This is a genomic window from Enterobacter sp. MF024 (assembly GCF_005843915.1).
GTDB classification, from domain to species: Bacteria; Pseudomonadota; Gammaproteobacteria; order Enterobacterales; family Enterobacteriaceae; genus Enterobacter; species Enterobacter barmai.
This window is the reverse complement of sequence record NZ_VCBB01000001.1, coordinates 378,365-392,543: the sequence shown is the minus strand read 5'-3', so window position 1 is coordinate 392,543 and position 14,179 is coordinate 378,365. Positions and strand designations below refer to the sequence as shown.

Sequence of the window (14,179 nt, the reverse complement as noted above, 5' to 3'; positions counted from 1 at the left end):
TCACGCGTCGTTGAGCGTCTGCTGGATGGCGGCGGCCTCTTTTGCCGCCAGCACGCGCTCCACGGTATCCACCACCGCCTGGGTTTGCGGATCGATTTCGATATTCACCCTGTGGCCCAGCTTTTTGCTGCCGAGCGTCGTGCGCTGCAGCGTCTCCGGGATCAGGTGCACGCAGAAGCGGGTCGGCGTCACTTCACCGACGGTCAGGCTGATGCCATCCACGCCAATAAAGCCTTTATAAAGGATGTATTTCATTAACGACGGATCCTGAACCTTAAACCAGATCTGGCGGTTATTTTCCGAAGTCAGGATTTTGGCAATTTCTGCGGTGGTCATAATATGGCCCGACATTAAATGTCCGCCAATTTCGTCGCTGAATTTCGCGGCGCGCTCAACGTTAACAATATCGCCTTCAGCCAGGTCGCCAAGATTGGTGATGCGCAGCGTCTCTTTCATTAAATCGAAGCTGATCAGGTTACCGTTAATCTCGGTTACCGTCAGGCAACAGCCGTTGTGTGCAACCGATGCCCCGGTCTCCAGCCCATCGAGCATCTCATCCGGCAGGGCGACGACGTGGGTGCGGAAGTTGGGTTTTTCATCAATGGACACCAGCTTCGCGGTGCCCTGCACAATACCAGTAAACATGCTTACGACTCCTGTTTGTTCTTTCGGTGATAACACCGTTTAATCCCACCACAATAACAGTTGAAAAAAGAGGTTGCCAGTACCCACCTTTTCTGGCGATTTTTTCACTAGATAAATAGCTTATCCCCGCTACAATAGCTGGACTTCCCCGCATCTTCTTTTTGCTGTTTTCTCGCAGCGACTTTTATTCTTTCAAATAACAACAATATCAAAGGTGTTCACGTGCAGAAGTACATGAGTGAAGCGCGTCAGTTATTAGCTCTGGCAATCCCGGTGATACTCGCGCAAATCGCCCAGACCGCAATGGGATTCGTTGATACCGTAATGGCGGGCGGCTACAGCGCCACCGACATGGCGGCGGTGGCTATCGGCACCTCTATCTGGCTGCCCGCTATTCTCTTCGGCCACGGCCTGCTGCTGGCGCTAACGCCGGTTATCGCCCAGCTGAACGGCTCCGGGCGTCGCGAACGTATCGCCCATCAGATCCGCCAGGGCTTCTGGCTGGCAGGCTTTGTTTCGGTGTTAATCATGATCGTGCTGTGGAACGCTGGCTATATTATTCACGCCATGCACAATATCGATCCGGCCCTGGCGGATACCGCCGTCGGCTATTTACGCGCCCTGCTCTGGGGTACGCCGGGATATTTATTCTTCCAGGTGATGCGTAATCAGTGTGAAGGCCTGGCGAAAACCAAACCGGGCATGGTGATGGGCTTTATCGGCCTGCTGGTCAATATTCCGGTGAACTACATCTTTATTTATGGTCATTTCGGCATGCCGGAACTCGGCGGTGTCGGCTGCGGCGTCGCTACCGCGGCGGTCTACTGGGTGATGTTCTTCGGCATGCTCTCTTACGTGAAGCGCGCCCGCTCGATGCGTGATATCCGCAGCGAGCCGGGTTTCAACAAGCCGGACATGGAGGTGGTGAAACGCCTGGTGCAGCTCGGCCTGCCTATTGCCCTGGCGCTGTTCTTCGAAGTGACGCTGTTCGCCGTGGTCGCGCTGCTGGTCTCACCGCTGGGGATCGTGAACGTGGCCGGACACCAGATCGCCCTGAACTTCAGCTCGCTGATGTTCGTTCTGCCGCTGTCGCTCGCCGCCGCGGTAACCATTCGCGTGGGCTATCGCCTCGGCCAGGGCTCCACGCTGGAAGCGCAGATCGCGGCCCGCACCGGAATTGGCGTAGGGATCTGCATGGCGGTCTGCACCGCGCTGTTTACCGTCACGCTGCGGGAGCAGATCGCCCTGCTCTATAACGACAACCCGGAAGTGGTGCTCCTCGCCTCCCAGCTGATGATGCTGGCGGCGGTGTATCAGATCTCCGACTCCATCCAGGTGATCGGCAGCGGCGTGCTGCGTGGCTATAAAGATACGCGTTCGATCTTCTTTATTACCTTTATCGCCTACTGGGTGCTGGGCCTGCCGAGTGGTTATATCCTGGCGCTCACCGATCTGGTGGTGGATCGCATGGGCCCGGCCGGTTTCTGGATGGGCTTTATTATCGGCTTAACCTCTGCCGCGATCATGATGATGCTGCGCATGCGGTATTTGCAGCGCCAGCCCTCCAGCGTGATATTGCAACGCGCCGCGCGTTAAATACCCACCAGCCGCCTGCGGGCGGCTACTTTCTCTTCATTTTGCGCGGGAATACAGCAATCGCGTGAAATCTGAAAGAAATTTGCAGTTTGCCTCTTGCCTCGTGCGGCCACTGCCGCTAATATCCGTCCCCGTTGTCACACACAACATTGCGTTCATAGCTCAGTTGGTTAGAGCACCACCTTGACATGGTGGGGGTCGTTGGTTCGAGTCCAATTGAACGCACCATTCTGCGTCCGTAGCTCAGTTGGTTAGAGCACCACCTTGACATGGTGGGGGTCGTTGGTTCGAGTCCAATTGAACGCACCATTCTGCGTCCGTAGCTCAGTTGGTTAGAGCACCACCTTGACATGGTGGGGGTCGTTGGTTCGAGTCCAATTGAACGCACCATTCTGCGTCCGTAGCTCAGTTGGTTAGAGCACCACCTTGACATGGTGGGGGTCGGTGGTTCGAGTCCACTCGGACGCACCATTTCAGTCCTGAAATGGTGCAACTCCTCTTCTTATCTGATTTATCGCTTTCAGCCTCGTTTCTGAGTTGCTCATCACCCGTTTTCTACCACACTTATCCTGCATGGCATTATTCCCATGGATTCGGTAAAAAAACAGCAGGTGGACACAATGAAAAAGATCGCCATTGTCGGGGCTGGCCCCACCGGTATTTATACCCTCTTCTCGCTTCTGAAACTGAACACACCGCTCTGCGTCACCGTCTATGAGCAGGCCGAAGAGGCAGGCGTCGGGATGCCCTACAGCGATGAAGATAACTCGCGCATGATGCTGGCCAATATCGCCAGCATCGAGATCCCGCCCCTGTTTTCGACCTATCTCGAGTGGCTGCGCACCCAGAGCGACGCCCATCTGGCGCGCTACGGCGTGCAAAAATCCGCCCTGCACGACCGGCAGTTCCTGCCGCGTATTCTGCTGGGCCAGTATTTCCGCGATCAGTTCCTGGCGCTTGTCGGGCAGGCAAGAAAACAGGGCTTTGAGGTTAACGTCCTCGAGTCCTGTCAGGTCACCGACGTCGAGGCCACGCCTGACGGAGTCAATCTGTGGGCCGAGGGTGAAACCGAGCCTGAGCCGTTCGATCTGGCCGTTATCGCCACCGGCCACGTCTGGCCTGATGAAGATGCCGCCTCGCGCTCCTTCTTCCCAAGCCCCTGGTCCGGGCTGATGGAGGCCAAAATCCCGGCCTGTAACGTCGGCATTCTTGGCACTTCGTTAAGCGGGCTGGACGCGGCGATGGCCGTGGCCATTCAGCATGGCAAATTCATCGAGACCGATGATGAACAGATCCATTTCCAACTGGATGAGTGCAGCGAGGCGCTGAAGATTGTGCTGATGTCCCGCTCGGGCATCCTTCCCGAAGCCGATTTTTATTGTCCGATCCCCTATGAGCCGTTAACTATCGCCACGGAACAGGCGATTGACGCGGCCATCGAGCAGGGTTCAGAGGGCTTGCTCGACCGCATCTTTGAACTTGTCGTTGCCGAGCTCAAGCATGCCGATCCCCAGTGGAGTGACGCGGTAGCGTTAGAGACCCTGACGGCCGACAGCATTCGCGACGCCTGGTTTGCCGACCGCGAGAAACATGGCCCGTTCCGTTGGGCGGTCTCTAACCTCAATGAAGTGGAGCGCAACAAGCGCGACAAACGCACGGTGCCGTGGCGCTATACGATCCTGCGGCTGCACGAGGCCGTCGAGAAGATTGTTCCCCACCTGACGAAAAAGGACCGGGAGCGCTTTAAGGTCGGGCTGGCGCGCGTTTTTATCGACAACTATGCGGCGATCCCGTCTCAGTCCATCCGCCGACTGCTGGCCCTGCGCGAGGCGGGCATCATCAGCATTCTGACGCTGGGTGACGACTATGAGATGGCGGTAAAAGAGGACCGGACGGTGATCGAGGCCCGGGGCGAGGTCGCGTATTTCGATGTCTTTATCGATGCGCGCGGGCAGAAACCGCTCAAGACCAAAGACCTGCCGTTCCCGGTGCTGCGCCACCAGCTGGAATCCGCCGGAGAAGACATACCCGACGTGGGGGACGATTACACCCTGCTGGCACCGGAGTACCTGCGCGGGCGCATCGCCTTCGGCGCACTGCCGTATCTGATGCACGATCGCCCCTTTGTCCAGGGTCTGGTGGTCTGTGCCGAGATCGGCGAGGCGATAGCGAAAGCCGCCGTCCAGCCCGCCTCGCGGGTGCGCAGACGGCTGGACTTTACGGACGAGTAAACGCGGTTTCGCAGGCGGCGGCCAGCGCCAGCAGCGGGGCTTCATCCGCCGCTGGCGAAAGAATTTCCAGCCCCACCGGAAAGCCGCTCCGCGTTCTGCCGCAGGGCAGCGTGATGGCGGCGAATCCGCTGATTGCTGCAAGCTCCGGCGCGCAGCCGGGGGGCATTTTCTCCAGGCTCTCCGGGATCCGGCTCACCGTCGGGTAAAGAAAACCGTCTAAACGTTCCTGCGCCGCTCGTTGTGCCAGAGCCTGACGCAGCCGACGACGCAGCTGCCGTCCGGCGAGCCATGCCGGAGTTTTCAGCCTGTCGCTGGCGAGCATCTGCGTCAGCAACGGTAAAAACTCTGGCAAAAATCGTCCTGAAGCGACAATCGCCCGCAGATCGCCGGGCGCGCCCGGATGCTGTTTTAGCCAGGCGTCAAACCCCACCCGAAATTCATACAGGCTCAGGCAGGTTACCACCTCAATTTCCCCCAGGATCGGCAGGTCTGTCTCCACAAGCGTCGCGCCGTGACGCGTCAGCCGCGCAAGGGCGGCGTGCCACACCTCATGCTGCTGAGCATCAACGCCCTCCAGGGCGCGGATCGTTCCAAAGCGCACTCCTTTCAGCGAAACCGGCTCAACGGCGCGCGGCCTGTGGCCGTGGAGTATCCCGTGCAGCAGCGCCGCATCCTGCACGCTGTGGACCATCGGCCCCACCGTATCTTTACTCAGGGAGAGCGGCGCAATCCCCTCCATCATGGCCCGGCGCAGGCGGGGTCTTAGCCCCACCAGCCCGGTGTAGCTGCACGGGATGCGGATCGAACCGCCGGTATCGGTGCCGAGTGCCCCTTCCGCCATGCCGGCAGCCACCGCCGCCGCGCTGCCCCCGCTGGAGCCGCCTGCGGTGATGCCGGGAAACAGCGGATGGTGCACGTCCCCGCCGAGTGAGCTGCGGGAGCGGACGTCAAAAGCAAACTCGGACATATTGGCCCGGGCGAGAATAATCGCCCCGGCGGCGCGTAATCTTTGCACCACCAGCGCATCGGTGGTAGGTCGAAGCGCGGCCAGCGCCTCGCACCCTGCCGTGAGCGGTTGTCCGGCGCAGGCAATATTATCTTTGACGATCAGCGGCACGCCGTGCAGGGGCCCCAGCAGCTGGCCGCGACGGCGCAGCGCCTGGCACTGTTCCGCCTCGGCCAGCGCGTCCGGGTTTACCCCAAGTATGGCGTTCAGCTGCGGCTGGGCGGCGATAATCGCCAGCCGCCGGGCTATTTCCTCAACGCAGTCCCTGGGGGGAATCAGCCGTTGTTTTTTCATACCGTCCCTTATCATGCCGGAGGCCAGGCCTGCGCCCGGCCTCCCGTCGCCGTTAGTCGCGCAGCCCGGAGGTGATGGCGTCCAGCGCTTCCGGACGCAGGCGGATCTCCGCCGCACGGCGGTGGCCCTGCATCCCCTCGGTACGGCTCTGGCGGATTGCCGGTTCCGCAATGGCGGCGATGCCCTGCTCGTCGATCCACTGATGGGTACAGATTTTAACGTAGGCTCCCACCCACAGCCCGCCGGTGTAGCGCGCCGCCGCCATGGTGGGCAGGGTGTGGTTGGTGCCGCAGCATTTATCCGAGAAAACCACGCTGGCGTTCTGGCCGATAAACAGCGAGCCGTAATTGCGGATTTTCGCCGCGGTGCCGTGCGGATCCCGGGTATGGACCTGCAGATGCTCGGTGGCCATGTAGTCGGCGAAGGCGATCAGCTGCTCTTCGCTGTCGCACACCACGATCTCCCCCTGGCGACGCCAGGCTTCACCCGCCGTCGCGGCGGTCGGCAGCGTGGTCAGCTGGCGTTCGATCTCGGCCAGGGTTCCCTCGGCAATCGCCCGGCTGGTGGTCGCCAGCCCGACGCGGGTATGAACGTCATGTTCGGCCTGCGCCAGCAGGTCGGCGGCAATAATGCGCGCATCGGCGCTGTCGTCGGCGATGGTGAAGATTTCGCTCGGTCCCGCCAGGGCGTCAATCCCCACCTTGCCGAACACCTGGCGCTTGGCCTCGTTCACAAAGGCGTTGCCCGGCCCGACAATTTTATCCACCGCCGGGACGCTCTCAGTGCCCCAGGCCATCGCCGCTACCGCCTGAGCGCCGCCGATTTTAAAGATGCGATGGGCCCCTGCCAGGTGACAGACCGCAATCATCGACGGGTGCGCCGCGGGCGGCAGGCAGGCGATAATCTGTTCGCATCCGGCCACCGTGGCGGGCACGATGGACATCACCGGCGCGGAGAGGATCGGGTAGCGCCCGCCCGGGACGTAGCAGCCCACCGTCTGGACCGGAATGATCCGGTGCCCCAGATGCACGCCAGGCAGGGTTTCCACCTCCAGCGGCTGCATGGTGGCGAGCTGGGCCTCGGCAAAGCGACGCACCTGGGCGATGGCAAACTCGCTGTCGCGGCGGGTCTGCGGGTCCATCTCGCGCAGCGCGGTTTCGATCTCCTCAGGGGTGACTTCGAACTGCGCCGGGACCACCTTATCAAACTGCTGCGAGAAGTCTCTCAGGGCGGCATCGCCCTCGCCCTTCACGCGCTCGATAATGGCGCTGACCTTATCGGTTAACGATTTGTCGGCCTGCGCGTCCTGCCCCTGGGGACGTTTGATCCAGCTCACCTGGTCCACGATTGACTGTACAGACATTATGCTTCCTCCATTTGACCCAGTTTGATTTGTGCCAGCAGCGCCAGATGATCGTAAATCACCCATTCGTCGACGATTTTGCCGTTGATAATGTGGTAGTGAGACATACCCATCACGAACAGGCGTTCCCCGGTCGGTTTACCCAGCTCGCCGTAGCCCAGGTGATGGCCCTCGATGATCCAGCGAATCGCCACCTTGGTGCCGCCTTCCTCGCACGGATTGGAGCAGATATGCTGCGGCAGCCAGGCGCCATCGGGGATCATGCCGATCAGGGCCAGCGTCTGGTGCGTCACCGACGCCGTGCCGTACAGCTCTTTCATCAGCGGGCCGTGCCACTGGACGTTCGGCGCATAGACCTCTTTGATCTTGCCGAGCATGCGGCGGTTGTAGATTTCGTGCATCCAGCGCAGGCACTGCTCTTCGGTGTCGGTATGGGCAATGGAGACATCGCAGACCATCTCCGGCGGATACTGCCCCAGCATGCGGCCGTTTTCGCCGATGTCGGTGACGCGAAAACCCTTGTCGAACTGCTCTTTCGCCATGTTGTAAGCGATTTCGTCGGTGTTCAGCCCCAGCTGCTTCATCAGGGACATATTGTCGCTCACCACCCACTCACGGTAGATCTTGTTCTCGTGGATCATGCAGTCGGCCACGGTGCGGGTGACAAAGGTGCGGTTGGTCGGTTTGCCAAGGTGGCTGAACTGGGTGTGACGCCCGCTGCCGGTCACCAGGTGCGAGGTATAAAAACCGTCCACGTCGTTACCGTTCCAGATAACCTGCGTTGCCATACCGCGACGTTCCGGGAAGGCCACCAGACGCTGGAGCGTATCCTGCACCACCTGCTCGCGGGTATAGAGGGTGCCGAGCGCGTTATATAAAACGCAGTTGTGGGTATAGTGGGTGTAAATTAATCCCACGTCGCGTTCATCCCATATTTTATGGGTGCAGCGAACAATATAATCGACAATATCGGTATAACACTCATCGAACCCGCGTAATGATTGCGCGCGGGGACGTTTCTCCGGCACTAAATCAATAAAGTCGCGACGCTCAACCTGTAATACCGGTTCCTCACGGGTGGGCTTATTGTTTTTTTCAGGTACGGCTGGTGCTTTATTCGTTGCTTCAGTGGAAGACATATGAACCCCTGCTTCTGTTTTCAGACAATACGATCCCGCACCCGGAATGGATGGAGAGTGGAGCCGCAATATTTATTGCGGCGGATTTAAAAACGTTTCAGAGAAAAAATATAACGGAGGCGAACCTCCGCTTAATTCACGATTTGCGACCAGATAGCTAATTCATCAATACCAAGATATTCGCGAATAATTAACCCATCGCGCAGTTCAAGCTGGCTGATACCGGTAATCGACACCGGTTTACGGGTCGGCACGCCAAATTTACCGTAGCCGTCGTGCCAGGTCAGGAGCGACCAGCGCAGGGAGATGCGCACCGGCTCGCCAGGATCCCGACGCACGATCAGGTGGTGCAGCTGCACTTCGCTGTCGGCGAATGACGCCCGGTAGCCCGACAGCAGCGCGGCGATCTCCTGCTCTCCCGTGCCGCTGCAGTGGCCCGGAGCATAGAGGGTGGCGGCGGGATGGTACAGCCCCGGCACGGTGCCGCTGTTGCCCCCGGCCCACATGGTCAGATAGCGCTCCACCACGCCGGCAATCGGCCCCTCAACGTCATCCCCGTCCGGGCCCCCCGCCCAGCGGGCGTCGAGCGTTTCTGCGGTGGCAGGGGTAATGCCGAGCTGCTCCTGCATCACCGCCAGATTGCGCGCGAACGCCTGCACGTTTAAGCCGAGCTGGGCGACAATCGCCGCCCGGTCCTGCAGGAGCCACTCCTGGCGCACCGCGCCGTCGGCGCAGATGCGGTCGGCCCAGGTGCGCACCCAGAGGGTTTTGCCGCTGGGCGCGCCGAAGAAGCCTTCGCCCATGTGGCGGATGCAGGCGATGGTGCGCTGGGCGGCGTAGTACTCATTGCCCGGATTCTCGGTCGCCAGAATATCTTCCGTCAGCACAGTGCGCTGGGGAAAGCTGTGCATCGCCTCGAGGGTCAGGCGCATAAACTGCTGCAGGTCGGTCAGTTGCTTTTCCGGGGTGATAAAGACCACCGGCGAGGCGTAAAAGTCGGCGAGCTGGCCGATATCTTTTTGCTCCCAGACCACATGAGTCAGGGTGAGAATAAACTGTTGAATGGAATCGAACTGGGGGCTGAAGCCCGGCAATCTGCTCATTTGTCCTCCTGCGTCTGGAACATGTCATAACCCTCTGCGTCGAGGGCACCCGCATGCGGTCGGCGCGCAGAGTGGCGTACCACCAGCTTGCCCGGCACGGTAATTTGTTCAGGTTCGATAGTGCCGCTGTCGATCTGCTTCATCAGTAACTCCACCGTAGCGCTGACCATCTCTTCAACCGGCTGCGACGCGGAGGTTAAGGCGTAGGAGGCCCAGCCGGACGGGCCGATATCGTCGTATCCCACCACCGAGACATCCTCCGGGATGCGCAGGCCAAACTCGTAGCGCGCCACGTCCATAACGATCACCGCCATATGGTCATTGGCGACAAAAATGGCGTCCGGCGCGGGCGACGTGGAGAAGAGCGCGTAGGCCGCGCGGGCGGTTTCCTGGGCATCGTAGTTGCCGTTCACCACCCGAATATCGTCGATCCCCTGCTCCTGCAGGGCCTGCTGATACCCGCGCTGGCGGGCAATATTCACCGACGAGTCCGCCACGCCGCCCACGTAGGCAAAACGCTTATGCCCTGCCGCCAGTAAAAACTCGGCAATCTGGCGGGAGGCCGCTTCGTTATTGCTGTTGACGCTCGAGGCCATTCCGCTCTCTTCGCTGCGGTTAAACAGCACCACCGGGATCCCGGCGGCCAGGCACTCCTGGGAGAGATCCAGCGACAGCGTGACCGAGGCAAGCACGATGCCGTCCACCCGGTACTGCATGATCTGGTCGAAAATGCGATCCACATTGCCGTCACGATCGCCCACGAACAGCAGCAGGTGATAGTTGAGGGTATCCAGCTTTTGCGCCAGCGCCTCAAGCACCTGCGGGTAAAACTGGTTATCAAAATAGGAGATCACCACCCCGATGATGCGGGATCGGGCCGTGTTGAGCGAGCGGGCGATGGCGTTGGGTCGGTAGCCCAGCTCCCGCGCAGCCTTCAGCACCTTCTCACGCGTTGCCGGTGAGATGCTGGCGCCCGGCGTGAAGGTGCGGGACACCGCCGACTGTGATACTCCCGCCAGCTGTGCCACCTGTTGCGAGGTCACCGCTGTAAAAGTCTTACGTTTCATTACCCGTGTTCCTTATCCCTGACGCTTCCCGAACCGGCGTCTGTGGCAGGTCATTCCCCTGTCACCGCGCCGCAGGAAGCGGGTACTTTTTATACTTACACCATGTTTGCATGCGTATGCAACAGCCTAAATTATTTTTTTCACAATGGTGACAAACGACCTTTACAAAATTGAAACCTTTTCGTAACTTCAATTTTTGAATACGTATGCAGCGCAGTTTTCACACCGTCAATTGTACCGGGCAGATTGGGCAGTATCCAAAAGGATTGAGCCGGTAAACGTTGTACTTGGCTGGTTATAACCCATTAATTCTTAAGAGGTTCACAACCATGTTTCGAGCACTGTTACGCCGACCTGAAGCCCGGCTGTTTTTTATCATCAGCGTGTTGTTTTTTATCTGTATTCACAGCATTGATGCGTTTCTGGCCCCGATGATGATCAATCAGGGGATGGAGCCGCAGGTGATGGGGATCATCATGGGGGCCAGCGGCCTCGCCACCCTGCTGATCCGCTTCCCGCTGGGGATTATTTCCGACGTGGTGAAGAGTCGAAAAATCTTTATCCAGGCCGCGCTGGTGCTGCCGATTATCGCCTGGCCGCTGGCCTGGCTGGAGCCGAACGCCATCACCCTGTACCTGGCCAAAGCGGCTGACGGCGTCACCGCCGCCACCTGGGTGCTCTACAACATCCTGTTTATGCGCTACTTTGACCGCAAAGACGCCCCGGCCGCGGTGGCCTTTCTGGCGCTGGCGGGGCCGCTTGGGGTGTTCCTCGGCAACTGCATCGGCGGCCTGTTGATTCACTATTTTGAGAACAACATCGCATTTTTCGTCTCCTGCGTCTCGGCGCTGGTGGCGCTGTTCCTCACCACCCGCATCCGGGATGTGCATGACCCGGTGAAAGCCCCGACCCTGAAAGCCTGTATCGCCGGGGCCCGCCAGCAGTTGGCCGACCGCTCGGTGTGGCTGATTGGTATTCTGGCGACCCTCGTCATCCTGGTGCCTTTTGCCACCCGCGATACGCTGACGCCGATCTACGCCGAGCAGTTAGGCGGGCGTGCCGGGATCTTAACTTTGCTGAGCAACATCCATCTCATCTTCTACGCCCTGGCCATCGCCCTGTGCAGCAGCCTCTTTTACCCGCGCCTGGGGCTGTTGAAGACGGCGGTGCTGGGCATTGTGCTGCAGGTGGTGTCGACCCTTGGCATCCCCTTCACCAGCAATCTGTATGTCATCTATCTGTTGCAGGCGCTGGCCGGCTTCTCCTTCGGGATGGCGTTCGCGGCCTTTATGTCCCTGAGCGTGGTCAATACCACCTCCGATGAGCAGTCCACGCGCATGGGTCTGTTCCAGACCATCTACTCCTGCGGGATGTTTGCCGGGCCGGTGATCATGGGGGTGATGATGCAGCATATTAACCTCTCGTCCGGCTATCTGTTTATTGCTGGCCTGTCGGTTGTGGCGGCGATTGTCACCCCGCTCTCCGTGCGCTGGGTGAATAACCGTAAAATGCCTGCGTCTGCGGAATTATCTATTAACGGTCCACTCGCGCCCGCGCGCGACCAGTAATTTTTAAACACCCATACATTTATCCCGGCCTGCCGGGAGGACAGTCATCATCTTAACTATGCGAGGACGATATTGTGGCTTATATGCTTAAAACCAGTAAACCGGTTCAGGAACGTCAGGATGCACAGCGACAAATAAGGGAAACGGTAGAGCTTATTCTGGCGGATATAGAAAAACGCGGAAATAAAGCCATTCGCGAATTATCGGTTAAGTTCGACCGCTACGATCGTCAGGATTATCGCCTGAGCGACGCGGAAATTAATGCCTGTATCAATAAACTGAGCCGCCAGGATATTCACGATATCGAATTCGCTCAGGAACAGGTATTTAATTTCGCCCGGGCGCAAAAAGGCTGTCTGCTCGATCTGGAAATTGAAACCCGTCCGGGCGTGATTCTCGGGCATAAAAACATTCCTATTAATGCGGTGGGTTGTTATGTCCCTGGCGGGAAATATCCCCTGCTGGCCTCGGCGCATATGTCGATTATCACCGCCAACGTGGCGGGCTGCTCGCGCATCGTCAGCTGTGCCCCGCCGTTCGGCGGCGAGCCTGCCCCTGCTATCGTGGCGGCGCAAAAAATGGCCGGGGCCACTGAGATCTACGCCTTAGGCGGCATCCAGGCCATCGGCGCGATGGCGCTCGGCACCGATTCGCTGGCTCCGGTGGATATGCTTGTCGGCCCCGGCAACGCCTTTGTGGCGGAGGCCAAACGCCAGCTGTTTGGCCGGGTGGGGATCGATCTCTTTGCCGGTCCGACCGAGACGCTGGTGATTGCCGACGACAGCGTGGATGCTGAAATGTGCGCCACCGACCTGCTGGGGCAGGCCGAGCACGGCGTCACCACCCCCGCCATTCTGCTGACCAACTCGATGACGCTGGCTAAAGAGACGCTGCGGGAGATCGAGCGCCTGCTGGAAAAACTGCCCACCGCCGACATCGCCCGTCAGGCCTGGCACGACTACGGGGAGATCATCGTCTGCGACAGCTACGACGAAATGCTCGCCGAAGCCGACCGCATCGCCTCCGAGCACGTGCAGGTAATGACTCACCGCGACGACTGGTTCCTCGCCAACATGACCAACTTCGGCGCGCTGTTCCTCGGCCCGCGCACCAACGTGGCTTACGGCGACAAGGTGATCGGCACCAACCACACCCTGCCGACGCAAAAAGCGGCGCGCTATACCGGCGGCCTGTGGGTGGGCAAATTCATGAAAACCTGCACCTGGCAGAAGGTACTCAGCGACGAGGCCACCGCCGAGATCGGCAGCTACTGCTCGCGCCTGTCCCTGCTGGAAGGCTTCGCCGGTCACGCCGAGCAGGCTAATATCCGCGTGCGCCGCTACGGTCAGGTGGAGGTGCCTTACGCCACCCCTGCGCCGGTCAGAGAGAAGGTATAAGCCATGACCTTTCCTCAGATGCCCTCCTTTAGCCTGCACGGCAAGCGTGCCCTGGTGACGGGCGGCTCCAGAGGGCTGGGGTTCGCCTGCGCCGTCGCGCTGGCCCATGCCGGGGCGCAAGTGTGGATCGCCGCCCGGGATCGCCAGACGCTGAAGGCGGCGACGACCCTCGCCGCCGAGCGCGATCTGCGCCTGCATCCGGTGGTGCTGGATATCACCGATGTCACCCAGGTTGAGGCCGTAACCGATGCCCTGCCCGCGTTCGATATTCTGGTGAACAGCGCCGGGCTGGCGCGCCACGAGCCGTTTCTGGCGGTCAGCGAGGCGAACTTCGATGCGGTCATGGCGATCAACCTGCGGGCCACCTTTTTTGTCAGCCAGCGGGTAGCGGCCCGGATGCGCGAGGCGCGCATTGCGGGCTCGATCGTTCATATCTCCTCCCAGATGGGCCACGTCGGTGGCCCGAAGCGCAGCGTCTACTGCGCGTCGAAATTTGCGCTGGAAGGGTTAACCAAAGCCATGGCGCTGGAGCTGGGCGAGGACGGGATCCGGGTCAACACCCTCTGCCCGACCTTTGTTGAGACGGCGCTCACCGCCTCGTCGCTGGCCGACCCCGACTTTCGCCGCTACGTGCTGGAGAACATCAAGCTCGGACGCACCGGCACGGTTGAGGATGTGATGGGGCCGGTGGTGTTTCTCGCCTCCGGTGCCGCAGGGATGATCACCGGCAGCGCGCTGATGGTCGACGGCGGCTGGACCGCAACCTGAGG

At 60.0% G+C, this 14,179-nt stretch carries 11 protein-coding genes and 4 tRNA genes; 9 read left to right on the top strand and 6 right to left on the bottom strand.

What is annotated here, in order from left to right; all coding sequences use genetic code 11:
- Window positions 1–645, bottom strand: coding sequence for a riboflavin synthase (locus FFB58_RS02060; protein ID WP_039029133.1), 645 nt, complete (start codon window positions 643–645; stop codon window positions 1–3).
- A gap of 222 nt (window positions 646–867) precedes the next feature.
- Between FFB58_RS02060 and mdtK the strand changes: the two genes are divergently transcribed.
- The 6 genes from mdtK to FFB58_RS02030 all read left to right on the top strand — a co-directional run bounded on the left by mdtK (window position 868) and on the right by FFB58_RS02030 (window position 4,472).
- On the top strand, window positions 868–2,241 hold the full coding sequence (mdtK, locus tag FFB58_RS02055; protein ID WP_039029132.1) for an MdtK family multidrug efflux MATE transporter: 1,374 nt from the start codon (window positions 868–870) through the stop codon (window positions 2,239–2,241).
- Between the two features lie 151 nt (window positions 2,242–2,392).
- Window positions 2,393–2,469, top strand: a tRNA-Val gene (locus FFB58_RS02050).
- 4 nt (window positions 2,470–2,473) lie between these two features.
- Window positions 2,474–2,550: transfer RNA gene (locus FFB58_RS02045), tRNA-Val, on the top strand.
- A gap of 4 nt (window positions 2,551–2,554) precedes the next feature.
- Window positions 2,555–2,631: transfer RNA gene (locus FFB58_RS02040), tRNA-Val, on the top strand.
- 4 nt (window positions 2,632–2,635) lie between these two features.
- A tRNA-Val gene (locus FFB58_RS02035) sits at window positions 2,636–2,712 on the top strand.
- A 149-nt stretch (window positions 2,713–2,861) separates the two neighbouring features.
- On the top strand, window positions 2,862–4,472 hold the full coding sequence (locus FFB58_RS02030; protein ID WP_138368824.1) for an FAD-NAD(P)-binding protein: 1,611 nt from the start codon (window positions 2,862–2,864) through the stop codon (window positions 4,470–4,472).
- Here the strand turns inward: FFB58_RS02030 and FFB58_RS02025 are convergent.
- The 5 genes from FFB58_RS02025 to FFB58_RS02005 form a co-directional block, all read right to left on the bottom strand.
- Complete coding sequence (locus FFB58_RS02025; RefSeq protein ID WP_138368823.1) at window positions 4,459–5,772, bottom strand: amidase family protein; 1,314 nt, start codon at window positions 5,770–5,772, stop codon at window positions 4,459–4,461. The genes FFB58_RS02030 and FFB58_RS02025 overlap by 14 nt on opposite strands.
- Before the next feature lie 52 nt (window positions 5,773–5,824).
- A complete protein-coding gene (gene hisD, locus FFB58_RS02020) occupies window positions 5,825–7,135 on the bottom strand; it encodes a histidinol dehydrogenase (RefSeq protein WP_171029918.1) in 1,311 nt (436 codons plus the stop codon).
- Window positions 7,135–8,274: an ester cyclase gene (locus FFB58_RS02015; protein ID WP_039029128.1), complete on the bottom strand. Its 1,140-nt coding sequence runs from the start codon at window positions 8,272–8,274 to the stop codon at window positions 7,135–7,137. Before FFB58_RS02015 ends, hisD (FFB58_RS02020) begins: the two co-directional genes overlap by 1 nt.
- A gap of 131 nt (window positions 8,275–8,405) precedes the next feature.
- Entirely contained in the window at window positions 8,406–9,377 is a 972-nt protein-coding gene (locus FFB58_RS02010) for a nuclear transport factor 2 family protein (RefSeq protein ID WP_138368822.1), read from the bottom strand.
- Window positions 9,374–10,444: a LacI family DNA-binding transcriptional regulator gene (locus FFB58_RS02005; protein ID WP_138368821.1), complete on the bottom strand. Its 1,071-nt coding sequence runs from the start codon at window positions 10,442–10,444 to the stop codon at window positions 9,374–9,376. The genes FFB58_RS02010 and FFB58_RS02005 overlap by 4 nt, the downstream gene beginning before the upstream one ends.
- A 329-nt stretch (window positions 10,445–10,773) precedes the next feature.
- On the opposite strand from FFB58_RS02005, the gene FFB58_RS02000 reads away from it, so the two are divergent.
- The 3 genes from FFB58_RS02000 to FFB58_RS01990 all read left to right on the top strand — a co-directional run bounded on the left by FFB58_RS02000 (window position 10,774) and on the right by FFB58_RS01990 (window position 14,177).
- A complete protein-coding gene (locus tag FFB58_RS02000) occupies window positions 10,774–12,012 on the top strand; it encodes an MFS transporter (RefSeq protein ID WP_138368820.1) in 1,239 nt (412 codons plus the stop codon).
- Window positions 12,013–12,086: 74 nt separating this feature from the next.
- Entirely contained in the window at window positions 12,087–13,409 is a 1,323-nt protein-coding gene (hisD, locus tag FFB58_RS01995) for a histidinol dehydrogenase (RefSeq protein ID WP_138368819.1), read from the top strand.
- A gap of 3 nt (window positions 13,410–13,412) precedes the next feature.
- On the top strand, window positions 13,413–14,177 hold the full coding sequence (locus FFB58_RS01990; RefSeq protein ID WP_138368818.1) for an SDR family oxidoreductase: 765 nt from the start codon (window positions 13,413–13,415) through the stop codon (window positions 14,175–14,177).
- Window positions 14,178–14,179: the final 2 nt, after the last annotated feature.